The 14,048-nt window shown below is 72.8% G+C and carries 11 protein-coding genes; 6 read left to right on the top strand and 5 right to left on the bottom strand.

The features are described from left to right. Positions 1-5 precede the first annotated feature (5 nt). From ADL08_RS32045 to glgB, 4 genes are all read left to right on the top strand, one after another. Entirely contained in the window at positions 6-1,991 is a 1,986-nt protein-coding gene (locus ADL08_RS32045) for an alpha-1,4-glucan--maltose-1-phosphate maltosyltransferase (RefSeq protein WP_053649249.1), read from the top strand. Next, positions 1,988-3,682, top strand: coding sequence for a maltose alpha-D-glucosyltransferase (gene treS / locus ADL08_RS32040; RefSeq protein WP_053649247.1), 1,695 nt, complete (start codon positions 1,988-1,990; stop codon positions 3,680-3,682). Before ADL08_RS32045 ends, treS begins: the two co-directional genes overlap by 4 nt. 234 nt (positions 3,683-3,916) lie before the next feature. Continuing rightward, entirely contained in the window at positions 3,917-5,266 is a 1,350-nt protein-coding gene (locus tag ADL08_RS32035) for a maltokinase N-terminal cap-like domain-containing protein (RefSeq protein WP_053649245.1), read from the top strand. 166 nt (positions 5,267-5,432) lie between these two features. Continuing rightward, positions 5,433-7,763 carry a 1,4-alpha-glucan branching enzyme gene (glgB, locus tag ADL08_RS32030; RefSeq protein WP_078968565.1) on the top strand — a complete coding sequence of 777 codons (2,331 nt, stop codon included), beginning with the start codon at positions 5,433-5,435 and terminating at the stop codon, positions 7,761-7,763. An 18-nt stretch (positions 7,764-7,781) separates the two neighbouring features. Here the strand turns inward: glgB and ADL08_RS32025 are convergent, their stop codons facing one another. The 5 genes from ADL08_RS32025 to ADL08_RS32005 form a co-directional block, all read right to left on the bottom strand. Continuing rightward, complete coding sequence (locus ADL08_RS32025; protein ID WP_053649241.1) at positions 7,782-10,016, bottom strand: HelD family protein; 2,235 nt, start codon at positions 10,014-10,016, stop codon at positions 7,782-7,784. A gap of 125 nt (positions 10,017-10,141) precedes the next feature. Beyond that, on the bottom strand, positions 10,142-10,627 hold the full coding sequence (locus tag ADL08_RS32020) for a GNAT family N-acetyltransferase (RefSeq protein ID WP_053649238.1): 486 nt from the start codon (positions 10,625-10,627) through the stop codon (positions 10,142-10,144). A gap of 63 nt (positions 10,628-10,690) precedes the next feature. After that, a complete protein-coding gene (locus ADL08_RS32015; RefSeq protein ID WP_053649237.1) occupies positions 10,691-11,032 on the bottom strand; it encodes a thioredoxin family protein in 342 nt (113 codons plus the stop codon). A 5-nt stretch (positions 11,033-11,037) separates the two neighbouring features. Continuing rightward, the gene (locus ADL08_RS32010) at positions 11,038-11,442 is read right to left on the bottom strand and encodes a MerR family transcriptional regulator (protein ID WP_053649235.1); all 405 of its coding nucleotides are present in this window, start codon (positions 11,440-11,442) and stop codon (positions 11,038-11,040) included. A 61-nt stretch (positions 11,443-11,503) separates the two neighbouring features. Next, positions 11,504-12,043 (bottom strand): Lrp/AsnC family transcriptional regulator, encoded by a 540-nt coding sequence (locus tag ADL08_RS32005; RefSeq protein ID WP_078968564.1) that lies wholly within the window; start codon positions 12,041-12,043, stop codon positions 11,504-11,506. Positions 12,044-12,110: 67 nt separating this feature from the next. Between ADL08_RS32005 and ADL08_RS32000 the strand changes: the two genes are divergently transcribed. After that, positions 12,111-13,034 (top strand): NAD-dependent epimerase/dehydratase family protein, encoded by a 924-nt coding sequence (locus ADL08_RS32000; protein WP_053649233.1) that lies wholly within the window; start codon positions 12,111-12,113, stop codon positions 13,032-13,034. Between the two features lie 11 nt (positions 13,035-13,045). Beyond that, positions 13,046-13,927 carry an aldo/keto reductase gene (locus ADL08_RS31995; protein WP_053649297.1) on the top strand — a complete coding sequence of 294 codons (882 nt, stop codon included), beginning with the start codon at positions 13,046-13,048 and terminating at the stop codon, positions 13,925-13,927. The last annotated feature ends 121 nt before the right edge of the window (positions 13,928-14,048 follow it).

Raw genomic sequence — 14,048 nt, 5'->3', positions numbered from 1 at the left:
CGCTCATGGGACGCATTCCCGTACTGGACGTCCGCCCACTGGTCGACTGCGGCCGGCGCCCCGCGAAGGCGGTGGCCGGAGAGACCTTCGAGGTGACGGCGACCGTCTTCCGCGAGGGCCACGACGCGGTCGCCGCCAATGTCGTGCTGCGCGGCCCGTCGGGCCGCCCCGGCCCCTGGATCCCGATGCGCGAACTGGCCCCGGGCACCGACCGGTGGGGGGCCGAGGTCACCCCGGACGCCGAGGGCTCCTGGACGTACGCCGTGGAGGCCTGGAGCGACCCGGTCGCCACCTGGCGGCACACGGCGAAGATCAAGATCCCGGCCGGGATCGACTCCGAACTGGTCCTCGCCGAGGGGGCCGAGCTGTACGAGCGGGCCGCGAAGGGCGTCCCGAAGAAGGGCGGCGGCCGGGAGGCGGTGCTCGCGGCGGCGGACACCCTGCGCGACCCCTCCCGCCCCGCCGCCGTGCGGCTCGCGGCGGCGCTCGCCCCCCGGGTGGTGGAGGTCCTGGACCGCCACCCGCTGCGCGAACTGCTCACCTCCTCACCGAAGTTCCCCCTCCAGGTGGAGCGCGAGCGGGCCCTGTACGGCTCGTGGTACGAGTTCTTCCCGCGCTCGGAGGGGGCGCGGACGGTCGACGGGCGCACGGTCCCGGGGAACTTCCGCACGGCCGCCGAGCGGCTGCCCGCGGTGGCGGCGATGGGCTTCGACGTGCTGTACCTGCCGCCGGTGCACCCGATCGGCGAGACCCACCGCAAGGGCCCGAACAACTCGCTGTCGGCGTCGCCGAGCGACGTGGGCGTGCCGTGGGCGATCGGTTCGCCGGAGGGCGGGCACGACGCCCTCCACCCGGACCTGGGCACCTTCGAGGACTTCGACGCCTTCGTGGCGCGGGCCCGGGAGCTGCGCCTGGAGGTCGCGCTCGACTTCGCGCTCCAGTGCTCGCCGGACCACCCGTGGGTGGAGAAGCACCCGGACTGGTTCCACCACCGCCCGGACGGTTCGATCGCGTACGCGGAGAACCCGCCGAAGAAGTACCAGGACATCTATCCCGTGGCGTTCGACAAGGACATGGACGGGATCGTCGAGGAGACCGTGCGGGTGCTGCGGCACTGGATGGACCACGGGATCCGGATCTTCCGCGTCGACAACCCGCACACCAAGCCGGTGGTGTTCTGGGAGCGGGTGATCGGCGAGGTCAACAGGGCCGATCCGGACGTGATCTTCCTGGCGGAGGCGTTCACCCGGCCCGCGATGATGCGGACCCTGGGCGCGATCGGCTTCCAGCAGTCGTACACGTACTTCACCTGGCGCAACACCAAGGAGGAGCTGACGGAGTACCTCACGGAGCTGTCCCGCGACACGGCCGCGCAGATGCGGCCGAACCTCTGGGTGAACACCCCGGACATCCTGCCGGGCTACCTCCAGGAGGGCGGCCGGCCCGCGTTCGAGGCGCGGGCGGTGCTCGCGGCGACGCTCTCGCCCGCCTGGGGCATGTACGCCGGGTACGAGCTGTGCGAGGGCACCCCGCTGCGGGCGGGCAGCGAGGAGTACCTCGACTCGGAGAAGTACGAACTGCGGCCCCGGGACTGGGAGTCGGCGGAGCGCGCGGGGCGCACGATCACCCCGCTGATCACGGCCCTGAACCGGATCAGACGCCGTCACCCGGCGCTGCGCCGGCTGCGGAACCTGACCTTCCACGACGTGGACAACCCGCAGGTGATCGCGTACAGCAAGCGCTCCGGTTCGAACACCGTTCTGGTGGTCGTCAACCTCGACCCGCACCACACCCAGGAGGCGACGGTCTCGTTGAACATGCCGGAACTCGGCCTCGACTGGCACGAGACCGCTCCGGTGCGCGACGAGCTCACCGGCGACACCTATCACTGGGGCAGGGCCAACTACGTGCGCCTGGAACCGGGCGTCACGCCGGCGCACGTGCTGGCCCTGCGACCGTCCCCGCAGACCGGAGGGTCACCCATCTCATGACTGTCAACGAGCCCGTCCCCGACAAGTTCGAGGACACCCCCGCCAAGGACCGTGATCCCGACTGGTTCAAGCGGGCCGTCTTCTACGAGGTCCTCGTCCGCTCCTTCCAGGACAGCAACGGCGACGGCGTCGGCGACCTGAAGGGCATCACGTCCAAGCTGGACTACCTCCAGTGGCTGGGCGTGGACTGCCTCTGGCTGCCGCCGTTCTTCAAGTCCCCGCTGCGGGACGGCGGCTACGACGTCGCCGACTACACCTCGGTGCTCCCGGAGTTCGGCGACCTGGCCGACTTCGTGGAGTTCGTGGACGCGGCCCACCAGCGCGGCATGCGCGTGGTCATCGACTTCGTCATGAACCACACCAGCGACCAGCACATGTGGTTCCAGGAGTCGCGGCGTGACCCGGACGGGCCGTACGGGGACTACTACGTCTGGGCCGACGACGACAAGCAGTACCCGGACGCCCGGATCATCTTCGTCGACACGGAGACCTCCAACTGGACCTTCGACCCGGTGCGCAAGCAGTACTACTGGCACCGGTTCTTCTCCCACCAGCCGGACCTCAACTACGAGAACCCGGCGGTGCAGAAGGAGATCCTGTCCGCGCTGAAGTTCTGGCTGGACCTGGGGATCGACGGCTTCCGGCTCGACGCGGTGCCGTACCTGTACCAGCAGGAGGGCACCAACTGCGAGAACCTCCCGGCGACCCACGCCTTCCTGAAGCGGGTCCGGAAGGAGATCGACGAGCACTACCCGGACACGGTGCTGCTCGCCGAGGCCAACCAGTGGCCGGAGGACGTCGTCGACTACTTCGGCGACTTCCGGTCCGGCGGCGACGAGTGCCACATGGCCTTCCACTTCCCGGTCATGCCTCGGATCTTCATGGCCGTGCGGCGCGAGTCGCGCTACCCGGTCTCCGAGATCCTGGCGAAGACCCCGGCGATCCCGTCGGGCTGCCAGTGGGGCATCTTCCTGCGCAACCACGACGAGCTGACGCTCGAGATGGTCACGGACGAAGAGCGCGACTACATGTACGCGGAGTACGCCAAGGACCCGCGGATGCGGGCCAACATCGGCATCCGGCGCCGACTCGCCCCGCTCCTGGACAACGACCGCAACCAGATGGAGCTGTTCACCGCCCTGCTCTTCTCGCTGCCCGGCTCGCCGGTGCTGTACTACGGCGACGAGATCGGCATGGGCGACAACATCTGGCTGGGCGACCGGGACGGGGTGCGCACCCCGATGCAGTGGACGCCCGACCGGAACGCCGGCTTCTCCTCCTGCGACCCGGGCAGGCTCTACCTTCCGGCCATCATGGACCCGGTCCACGGCTACCAGGTGACCAACGTGGAGTCGGGGATGGCGTCGCCGTCGTCGCTGCTGCACTGGACGAAGCGGATGATCGAGATCCGCAAGCAGAACCGGGCCTTCGGCACGGGGACGTACACCGAACTCCCGGCGTCGAACCCGGCGGTGCTCGCCTTCCTCCGCGAGGACGGTGATGACCTGGTGCTCTGCGTGAACAACTTCTCGCGGTTCGCGCAGCCGACCGAGCTGGACCTGCGGCGCTTCGCCGGCCTGCACCCGATGGAGCTGATCGGTGGCGTGAAGTTCCCTGCCATCGGGCAACTCCCGTACCTCCTGACCCTCGCGGGCCACGGGTTCTACTGGTTCCGCCTCAAGAAGGACTGACACCGCACGGGTTCGGCCATGTCCGCGGCGGGGCGGTTTCGCCCGTCCCGCCACGGGCACTGGGAACGACAGCACGATTCAGGTCCATACGGGCCTTCTTCCCGGGCCCGTACGGATCTTCCCTTTCCGACACGTCCCGCACATCCGGACAGTCCAAGCCGCCATCCGGGACACTCTGCGCATTTGAACGTATACGAAAGCCAACTGCGCGCCCCGGGGAAAGGACGCGATGCCATGCCGGAGACCGCATCCAACACCCGGGCCCCGGACGCCCTCCTGCCCTCCCTCGCCCCCCTGCTCCACGAATGGCTGCCACGGCAGCGCTGGTTCGCGGGCAAGGGCCGCAGGGTCACCGGATTCACCCTGGACGCGGCCACCGAGCTGCTGCCGCCGGACGGCCCGGGGCCCGGCCTCCTCCATCTGCTCGTACGGGTCGAACAACCCGGCCGCCCGGCCGGTTCGCCCTCCGACTGCTACCAACTGCTCCTGGGCGTACGGACCCAGCTCCCGCCCCGCCTCGCCCCCGCCCTGATCGGGCGGATCCGGCAGGGGCCGCTCGCCGGACGGGCCGTCTACGAAGGGCTGCGCGACCCGCGGCTCGCCGGGCTCCTCTACGAGCGGCTGCGCACCCCGGGCCGGACCGGCCCGCTGCGCTTCCACGCCACCACCGCCCTGCCGGCCGCGCTCGCGCCCCGCGTGCTCGACGCCGAGCAGTCCAACTCCTCGCTCGTCTACGGCGACGCGTACATCCTCAAGATCTTCCGCCGGGTCAGCCCCGGCGCCAACCCCGACCTGGAGCTGCCGCTCGCCCTCAGCCGGGCCGGCTGCGCCCGGGTGCCCGCGCCGGTCGCCTGGTTCGAGTCGGGGGCCGCGACCCTCGGCGTGCTCCAGCCGTACCTGCGGGACTCCCGGGACGGCTGGCGGCTGGCGCTCGACGCGCTGGCCGACGGGCGGGAGTTCACCACCGAGGCACGGGCGCTCGGCCGCGCCACGGCCGAGGTGCACCTGGCCCTCGCCGACACGCTGCCGACGCGGCGGCTCGGGAAGGCCGAGACCGAGCTGCTCGCCGACGCCATGGACCGGCGGCTGCACACGGCGGCGCAGGCCGTGCCCGCGCTGCTGCCGCACGTGCCCGGCCTCCGGGCCGTCTTCGCGGCGGCGAGCGGGGCCGCCGGGGCGGGCGCGGTCCAGCGCATCCACGGCGACCTGCACCTCGGACAGACGCTGCGGGGCTCCGACGGGGCCTGGGCGGTGATCGACTTCGAGGGCGAGCCCGCGAAGCCGCTGGACGAGCGGCGCAGCCCCCAGCCCACGGTCCGGGACGTCGCCGGGATGCTCCGCTCCTTCGACTACGCGGCCCGCACCCACCGCCCCTGGAACGCCGACTGGGCGGCCCGCTGCCGGGCCGCCTTCTGCACCGGCTACGCGGAGGCGGCGGGCGCCGACCCCCGCTCGGACCCGGCGCTCCTGCGCGCCTACGAGACCGACAAGGCGGTGTACGAGGTCGTCTACGAGGCCCGGCACCGGCCGGACTGGCTGCCGGTCCCGATGGCGGCGATCGAACGTCTGGCGGCGATCCCGTGAGTACCCCGTTCGGAGCAGCGGGCCCGTCCTCCGGGCCCGCTCCCACCCGCGGGAACCCCCACCGGCCCCGTTCGGCCGAGTGTCCCGGCGTCCCCGCGGCCCGTTCCACAGGCGTGTTCGCCACGACTCCCCCCCTTCCCCTTCCCGTCCTCCAGGAGGCATCCCCGTGACCGCCCGATCCGCAGGAAAGACGTCCACTGCCAAGAAGGCGCCCGCGTCAGCCACTGCCAGGAAGGCGTCCGCGGCGGACCTGCCCGCCGTGCGGAAGGAGCCGGCGCCGGAGCGGCCCGCCGTACGGAAGGCGCCACCGCTCGACCCGGGCGACCGGGCCCGGCTGCTCGCCGGGGAGCACCACGACCCGCACGGGGTGCTCGGCGCGCACCCGGTGCGCGGCGGGGTGGTGGTGCGGGTGCTGCGCCCGTTCGCCCGGGAGGTCGCCGTCCTCACCAAGGGCCGCCGGGTCGTGCTCCACGACGACGGGGACGGCCTCTTCTCCGGGCTGCTGCCGCTGCTGCGGAAGGTGCCGGCGTACGAGCTGCGGGTGCGCTACGACGAAGGCCCCGGGGGCACGGAGCTGGAGGTCCAGGACCCGTACCGCTTCCTGCCCTCGCTCGGCGACCTCGATCTGCACCTGATCGGGGAGGGCCGGCACGAGGAGCTGTGGACGGCGCTCGGCTCCCGGATCATGACGCACGAGGGCGTGACCGGCACCCGCTTCGCGGTCTGGGCGCCGAACGCGCGCGGGGTGCGGCTCACCGGCGAGTTCACGTACTGGGGCGCGGGCCTGCCGATGCGCTCGCTCGGCTCGACGGGCGTGTGGGAGCTGTTCGTGCCCGGCCTCGGCGAGGGCACGGCCTACAAGTACGACATCGCCCGCCCCGACGGCTCGCACACGCTGCGGGCGGACCCGATGGCCCGGCGGACCGAGTGCCCGCCGAACACCGCGTCGATCGTCACCGAGTCGCACCACGCGTGGAGCGACGGGGAGTGGATGGAACGGCGGGGCGCGCGCCCGGCGCACGAGTCCCCGCTGTCGGTGTACGAGGTGCACCTGGCGTCCTGGCGTCCCGGGCTGACCTACCGCGAGCTGGCCGAGCAGCTGCCCGCGTACGTGCGCGACCTCGGCTTCACGCACGTGGAGTTCATGCCGGTCGCCGAGCACCCCTTCGGCGGCTCGTGGGGCTACCAGGTGACCGGCTTCTACGCGCCGACGGCCCGCATGGGCACCCCGGACGACTTCAAGCACCTGGTGGACGCGCTGCACCGGGCGGGGATCGGGGTCCTGATGGACTGGGTCCCGGCGCACTTCCCGAAGGACGACTGGGCGCTGGCGGAGTTCGACGGGCGGCCGCTGTACGAGCACGAGGACCCGCGCCGGTCGCACCACCCGGACTGGGGGACCCTGGAGTTCGACTACGGCCGCAAGGAGGTGCGGAACTTCCTCGTCGCCAACGCCGTGTACTGGTGCCAGGAGTTCCACATCGACGGCCTGCGGGTGGACGCGGTCGCCTCGATGCTCTACCTGGACTACTCGCGCGAGCACGGCGAGTGGGTGCCGAACGAGTTCGGCGGCCGGGAGAACCCGGACGCGGTGGCGTTCCTCCAGGAGATGAACGCGACCGTGTACCGGCGCTGCCCGGGGATCGTGACCTTCGCCGAGGAGTCCACCGCCTGGGACGGGGTGACGCGGCCGACGGACCAGGTGGGTCCGGGCGGCTTCGGCGGCCTCGGCTTCGGCATGAAGTGGAACATGGGCTGGATGCACGACTCCCTGGAGTACGTGCAGAAGGAGCCGGTGCACCGGAAGTACCACCACGACGAGATGACGTTCTCGATGGTGTACGCGTACAGCGAGAACTACATCCTGCCGATCTCGCACGACGAGGTGGTGCACGGCAAGCGGGCCCTGGTGTCGAAGATGCCGGGCGACTGGTGGCAGCAGCGGGCGAACCACCGCGCCTACCTGGGCTTCATGTGGGCCCACCCCGGCAAGCAACTTCTTTACATGGGCCAGGAGTTCGCGCAGGGCGGGGAGTGGTCGGCGGACCAGGGCCCGGACTGGTGGCTGCTCGACCCGGAGTACGGGGCGGAGGCCGACCACCGGGGCGTGCGGGACCTGGTCCGCGACCTGAACACGGTGTACACGGTGACGCCGTCGCTGTGGGAGCGGGACACCTCGCCCGAGGGGTTCGAGTGGGTGGTCGGGGACGCGGCCGAGGACAACGTCTTCGCGTTCCTGCGCTTCGACGGCTTCGGCTCGCCGCTGCTCGCCGTGTCGAACTTCTCGCCGGTGGTGCGGCACGACTACCGGCTCGGGGTGCCGGACACCTTCGCGGCCTGGACGGAGGTGCTGAACACGGACGCGGGCCGCTACGGGGGCTCGGACGTGGTCGGCACCGACCCGGTGAAGACCGAGTCGGTGCCGTGGCACGGACGCTCGTCCAGCGTGCGGATGACGCTGCCGCCGCTGGCGACGGTCTGGCTCAGGCCGGCTTGAAGGGCACGGCGGGCGTGATCACGCGGGCCTGATCACGCCCAGGCGCTGGGTGGCCCGGGTCAGCGCCACGTACAGGTCGTTCACGCCGTGCGGGGCGCCGGCCCGGATGCCGTCCGGGTCGACGACGAGGACCGTGTCGAACTCCAGGCCCTTGGCCTGCCGGGGGTCGAGCAGGACCACCGGCCGGGTCAGGTCGGGGGCCGGGCCGCGGGCGGCGTCCGGGAGGGCGCCGGCCAGGGCCGGGTGCAGCTCCGGCGGGGCGATCACGGCGAGCCGTCCGTCGGGGCGCCGCTCGGCGGCGACCGCGTCGGCGGCCTCCTCGACCGGGTCCTCGACCGTGCGGTCCCAGGGCTCGACGCCGGTGGAGCGGACCGAGCTCGGCGGCTCGAAGCCGGGGTCGGCCTCGCGCCGCACGTCGGCGGCGACGGCCATGATCTCGGCGGGCGTGCGGTAGTTGACGCCGAGCCGGACCAGCTCCCAGCGGTCCTCCACGTACGGGCCGAGGATGTCCCGCCAGGCGCCGACGCCGGCCGGGTCGCCGGTCTGGGCCGGGTCCCCGACCAGGGTCATGGAGCGGGTGGGGCTGCGGCGCATCAGGAGCCGCCAGGCCATCGCGGAGAGCTCCTGGGCCTCGTCGACGATGATGTGCCCGAAGGCCCAGGTGCGGTCGGCGGCGGCCCGCTCGGCGGCGGTGCGGTGGTCGGCCTCCTCGTGGCGCTCGGCGAACCGCTCGGCGTCGATGATGTCGTGGGCGGAGAGGACCTCGGAGGCGTCCTTGTCCTGCTCCTCCTTGTCCTCGAACTCGTAGGTGCGGGAGGCGTAGGAGACGTCGAGGACGCCCTGCGCGTACTGGATCCGCTTCTGCCGCTCGGCCTCCTCGGTGGCGCGGAGGGCCGAGTCGTCCTCGCCGAGCAGTTCGGCGGCCTCGTCGAGCAGGGGCACGTCGGCCGGGGTCCACGCGCCGCCCTCGCGCCGGATCGCGTCCGCGTCGGCGTCGGGCAGGTGGGTGGGCTCGGTGAGGTAGTCGGCGAGGAAGTCCCGTGGGGTGAGGGCGGGCCAGAGGGTGTCGAGGGCCGCGTACACCTCGGGGTTGGCGGCGATGCCCTTGGCGAGCAGGGCGATGTCGTCGGGGCCGAGGAAGTTGGGGCCGCCGTAGGGGTCGGCGCCGATGCGGTCGGCGAGCTGCTCGGCGAGGGCGTCGAGGATCCGGAAGACGAAGTAGGGGCGGGCGAGGTTGTGCGGGAGGGCGGTCTCGCGGGCCTTGTGGCGGGCCTCCAGGGCCATGTCCCAGTCGACGACCAGGTCGCCGTCGTCGTGCGGGACGACGAGGGGCTCGCCGCGCTCGGGGACCCGCTGGCGGTCCCGTACGGCGGCGGCGAGGGCGTCGGCCATGGCGGCGGAGCCCTTGACGGCGGCGGCCCGGGGGGCGTCGGTGCCGGTGGCGCGGACGCCGGGGAAGAGCTCGGCGGGGGTGGCGAGCAGGACGCCGGTCTCGCCGAGGGAGGGCAGCACGTTGGCGATGTAGCCGAGGAAGGCGGGGTTGGGGCCGACGATGAGGACGGCCCGCCGGGCGAGCTGCTCGCGGTGGGCGTAGAGGAGGTACGCGGCCCGGTGCAGGGCGACGGCGGTCTTGCCGGTGCCGGGGCCGCCCTCCACGACGAGGACGCCCCGGTGCGGGGAACGGATGATGGCGTCCTGCTCGGCCTGGATGGTCTGCACGATGTCGTGCATGCGGCCGGTGCGGGCGGCGTCGAGCGAGGCGAGCAGCACCTCGTCGGCGTCCCGGCTCTCGTGCCCGGTGCGGGTGGCGTCGGCGAGGTCGAGGACCTCGTCGTGGAGGGCGGTGACCGTGCGGCCGGTGGTGCCGATGTGGCGGCGGCGGGAGAGGCCCATCGGCTCGTACCCGGTGGCGAGGTAGAAGGGGCGGGCGACCTCGGCGCGCCAGTCGACGACGAGGGGGGTGCGGTTCGGGTCGTCCTCGCGGATGCCGAGCCGGCCGATGTGGTGGTCGCGCCCGTCGCGGAAGACGAGCCGGCCGAAGCAGAGCCCGCTCTCCCCCGCGTCGAGCGCGGCGAGCAGCCCGGACTGCTCGGCGACCATCACGTCCCGTTCGAGCCGGCCCTGGTTGCCGCCGGTGCCGGGGGTGCGCAGGGCGCGGTCGACGGCGGCCTCGGCCTGGTCCCTCAGGTCGTCGAGTCGTGTGTAGAGATCGGTGATGAATTGTTGTTCGTTCCGAAATTCCTCGGTTGACAATTCGACTCCCGGCGCGATACAGTGCGTTTATTGAGATTCACCGTGACTCAAAGGCGCACCTGGGTGCGCTTTTTTGATATGCAGACACGGAATCCATCAATATACGCTTCACAACACCCCGACTGTCAATTCCGGTCGGGGTTTTCCCGTTCTCCGTCCGCCGGGTTCCCGGTCAGGTCCTTGTGGAAGTGGACGTCCTCGGCGCCGCCCGGGATGCCGAGGGTGCGGCCGGTCTCCACATAGCCGTGCCGGCGGTAGAAGTCCGGGGCCTGGAAGGTGAAGGAGGAGACGGTGGCCCGGTCGCAGCCGCGACGGCGGGCCTCCTCCTCTGCGGCGCGGAGGAGCCTGCCGCCCCAGCCGTCGCGGCGGTGCTCCTCGTGGACCCAGAGCATGCCGATGCCGAGCAGTCCGGCCCAGGTCCAGGCCGTGATCCCGCCGACGACCTCGCCGGTCGCCGGATCGACGGCCTTCACCGAGAACTCGCTCTGGTCCTCGGGGCCGGTCCCGGTGGCCGCGAAGTTGTACGCGTCGAGCCCCCGGTCGAGGAGCTCAGCCAGCTCGGGGTCGCGGTCCCCGACGGTCAGACCGGTCGTGTCGTGATCACGGTTCATGCCGCCCGAGTCTGGCACGGGCCGCCGGGAGTGCCTCCCGGCGGGTGCGGGAGCCCCGGCGGCTCAGGAGCCGAGCACGTCCTCCAGCTCCTCCAGGAGGCGGCGCTTCGGGCGGGCGCCCACCAGGGACTTCACGGGCTCGCCGGCCCGGAAGACCATGAGGGTCGGGGTGGCGAGGACCCCGTAGCGCACCGTGGTCCCCGGGTTGCGGTCCACGTCGATCTCGACGATCCGGAGGCGTCCGGCCTCCTCCTGGGCGAGCGCGCCGAGCACCGGCTTCAGCTGCCGGCACGGCCCGCACCACTCGGCGGTGAACTTCACCAGGACCGGCGGCCCCGAGCCCAGCACCTCCGTGTCGAAGTCCGCGTCCGTCACCTCGGTCACGCCCGTGGTGTTCGTCGTCATGTCCGTCACTCCTCCGTGTCCGTGGTCAGTTCGCACCGGGGTTCCGGGCCGTGCGGCAGCTCCGCCTCGGCCCGCAGCAGCTGGGCGCCCACCTGGGCGCGCACCGCCCGGAGCTGCTCGATCAGCCCGTCCAGCTCGGCGACCTTGCGCCGGTAGACGGCGATCGACGCGGGACACGCGTCCCCCGCCGGGTGCCCCGCGCGCAGGCAGTCGACGAACGGCCGCGTCTCCTCCAGCTCGAACCCGAAGTCCTGGAGGGTCCTGATCTGCTGGAGGAGCCGCAGGTCGTCCTCGTCGTACGTGCGGTGCCCCCGGTCCGTGCGCCGGGCGGTCAGGAGACCGCGGGACTCGTAGTACCGCAGGGTCCGCGTGGTGGTCCCGGCCCGCTCGGCCAGCTCTCCGATGCGCATGCCCCCGACCGTAGGCCTTGACGTCGGCGTCAGGGCAAGGGGCGGGGTAGCCGGATGGGCTTCAGGGGCGCGTGCGGTCCGGCGGCAGCAGCGGCTTCCCCTCCACCGGGGAGGACAGGACGATCGAGGTCGTGGTGCGGCCGAGGGCCGAGGTCTGCTCCAGGACGTCTTCGAGGTGGACGGTGTCGGTGACGGCGACCTTGAGGATCCAGCAGTCCTCGCCCACCACGTGGTGGACCTCCAGGACCTCGGGGCGGGCGGTCAGTTCGAGGGTGCGGGGGTGCTTGAGGGTGTAGCCGCCGTGCGGGTTCACCCGGATGAAGGCCTGGAGGCCGTAGCCGAGGCGGGCCGGGGAGACCCGGGCCCCGTAGCCGGTGACCGCGCCGCTCGCCTCCAGGCGGCGGACCCGTTCGGTGACGGCCGCCGGGCTGAGCCGGACGCGGCGGCCGAGCTCGCTCAGCTTGATCCGGCCGTCGGTCTGGAGGAGGTCCAGGATCTGCCGGTCGACGGGGTCGAAAGCCGCATAGGGGGCCGCCGACGTTTCGTCGGCGGCGCTCCTCGAATGCCGTGGTTCCTTCGGCGTGACGGTCGGAACGCCCATGTTTCCCCCTTCAGACGGCGAACGGCGAACGTAACACTTGTCCCCAGAGGCGAGGGAGTGGGAATTCATGGACGTTCTGGTCATCGGCGGGAACCGCTATTTCGGCAAGCGGGTCATCGCCCTCCTGCGGGAATCCGGACATCGCGTCACGGTGCTCAACCGGGGCTCTTCCGGAGCCCCCGGCGGTCCCTCCGGGGGAATCGGGCACCTGGTGGCCGACCGTGACGACGAGGCCGCGCTCGCGTCCGCGCTCGCGGGCCGCTCCTTCGACGTCGTCCTCGACCAGGTCTGCTACACCCCGCGCCAGGCGGAGATCGCCCGGCGGGTCTTCGCGGGGCGCGTCCGGCGCTATGTGATGACGTCGACGGTGGAGGTGTACGAGCACGAGGACTCGGCCGCGCCGGTCCCGGAGACCGCCCTCGACCTGGCGTCGGTCGCCGTCGACACCGGCGCGGCCTGGGACGACCCGGCGTTCCGCGACGCGCACTACGGGGAGGGCAAGCGGCAGGCCGAGGCGGTGTTCGCGGCCGGGACGCCGTTCGCGTGGGCCTCGGTGCGGGTGGCGCACGTCCTCGGCGGCGACGACGACTTCACCGGCCGGCTCGACCACTACGTGCGGCGCGTCCGGGACGGCGAGCCGATCGCGGTGCCGGCGGTGAACCACCCGGCGACCTACGTCCACGTGGAGGAGATCGCCGCGTTCCTCGCCTGGGCGGTGGAGACGGACTTCACCGGACCGGTGAACGCGCATTCCCACGGCCCGCTGCGCACGGCCGACCTCTGCGCGGAGATCGAGCGGCAGGTGGGCGGCCGGACGGTGTTCCGGGAGGTGGCGGTCGGGGAGGTGGAGGCGGGGGAGAACTCGCCGTTCTCCTTCGCCCGCTCCTATGGAATGGACAACACGCGGGCCACGGAGCTGGGTTACTCCTTCACGCACTCCTCGGAGTGGCTCGCGCGGGCCGTCGCCGAGGCGGTCGGAGCGGTGCGGTGACGCGGTTCCGGATGCTGGGGGACGTACGGGTCGGGGCGGTCGGGCTCGGCACGATGCCGCTCTCCATCGAGGGGCGGCCCGGCGGGGCGCGGGCCGTCGCCACGGTGCACGCGGCCCTGGACGCGGGCGTGACCCTGCTCGACACCGCCGACTCCTACCACCCGCCGGGCGGGGAGCCGGGCGAGGGCGAGCTCCTGGTGTCCCGGGCCCTGGCCTCGTACGGGGGCCGCACGGACGGGGTGCTGGTGGCGACGAAGGGCGGGCGGGGGCGGACGGCCCGCGGCGGCTGGACCGTGGACGGCCGGCCCGGGCACCTGCGGCGGGCGGCGGAGGCCTCGGCCCGGCGGCTCGGGGGCGACGCGATCGGCCTGTACCAGCTGCACAAGCCGGACCCGGCCGTCCCGTACGCCGAATCGCTCGGCGCGGTGCGGGAGTTGCTGGACGCGGGCACGGTCCGCCTCGCCGGGGTCTCGAACGTGGACGCGGAGCAGATCCTGCTGGCCCGGGAGGTCCTGGGCGACCGGCTCGTCTCCGTACAGAACCGGTACTCCCCCGCCGTCCGCGCGGGCGAGGCGGAGCTGCGGCTGTGCGCGGACCTCGGTCTCGCCTTCCTGCCGTGGAGCCCGCTGGGCGGGATCTCGCGCAGCTCCCTGGACGGGACGTCCGCCCTGGAGGAGGACCCGGAGTTCGGGGCGTTCCACCGGGTGGCGCGGGCGCGCGGGACCAGCCCGCAGCGGGTGGCGCTCGCCTGGCTGCTCTCGCGCCCGGGGAACGTCCTGCCCATCCCGGGAGCGAGCCGTCCGGAGACGGCCCGGGACTCGGCGGCCGCGGCCGGGCTCGTCCTGACGGAGGAGGAACTCGCGGAGCTGGCGGGGGAGGCGGTACGGGGGTGACGGGGACGGGGTGTCCCCGGGGACGGGGTGTCCCCGGGAACGGGGTGTCCCCGGGAACGGGGTGTCCCCGGGAACGGGGTGTCCCCGGGAACGGGGTGTCCCCGGGAACGGGGTGTCCCCG

Origin of the sequence: Streptomyces sp. NRRL F-6492 (genome assembly GCF_001280125.1) — a bacterium.
GTDB lineage: Bacteria > Actinomycetota > Actinomycetes > Streptomycetales > Streptomycetaceae > Streptomyces.
The sequence above is the reverse complement of the archived record's forward strand: the minus strand, read 5'-3'. Positions and strand labels throughout refer to the sequence as shown.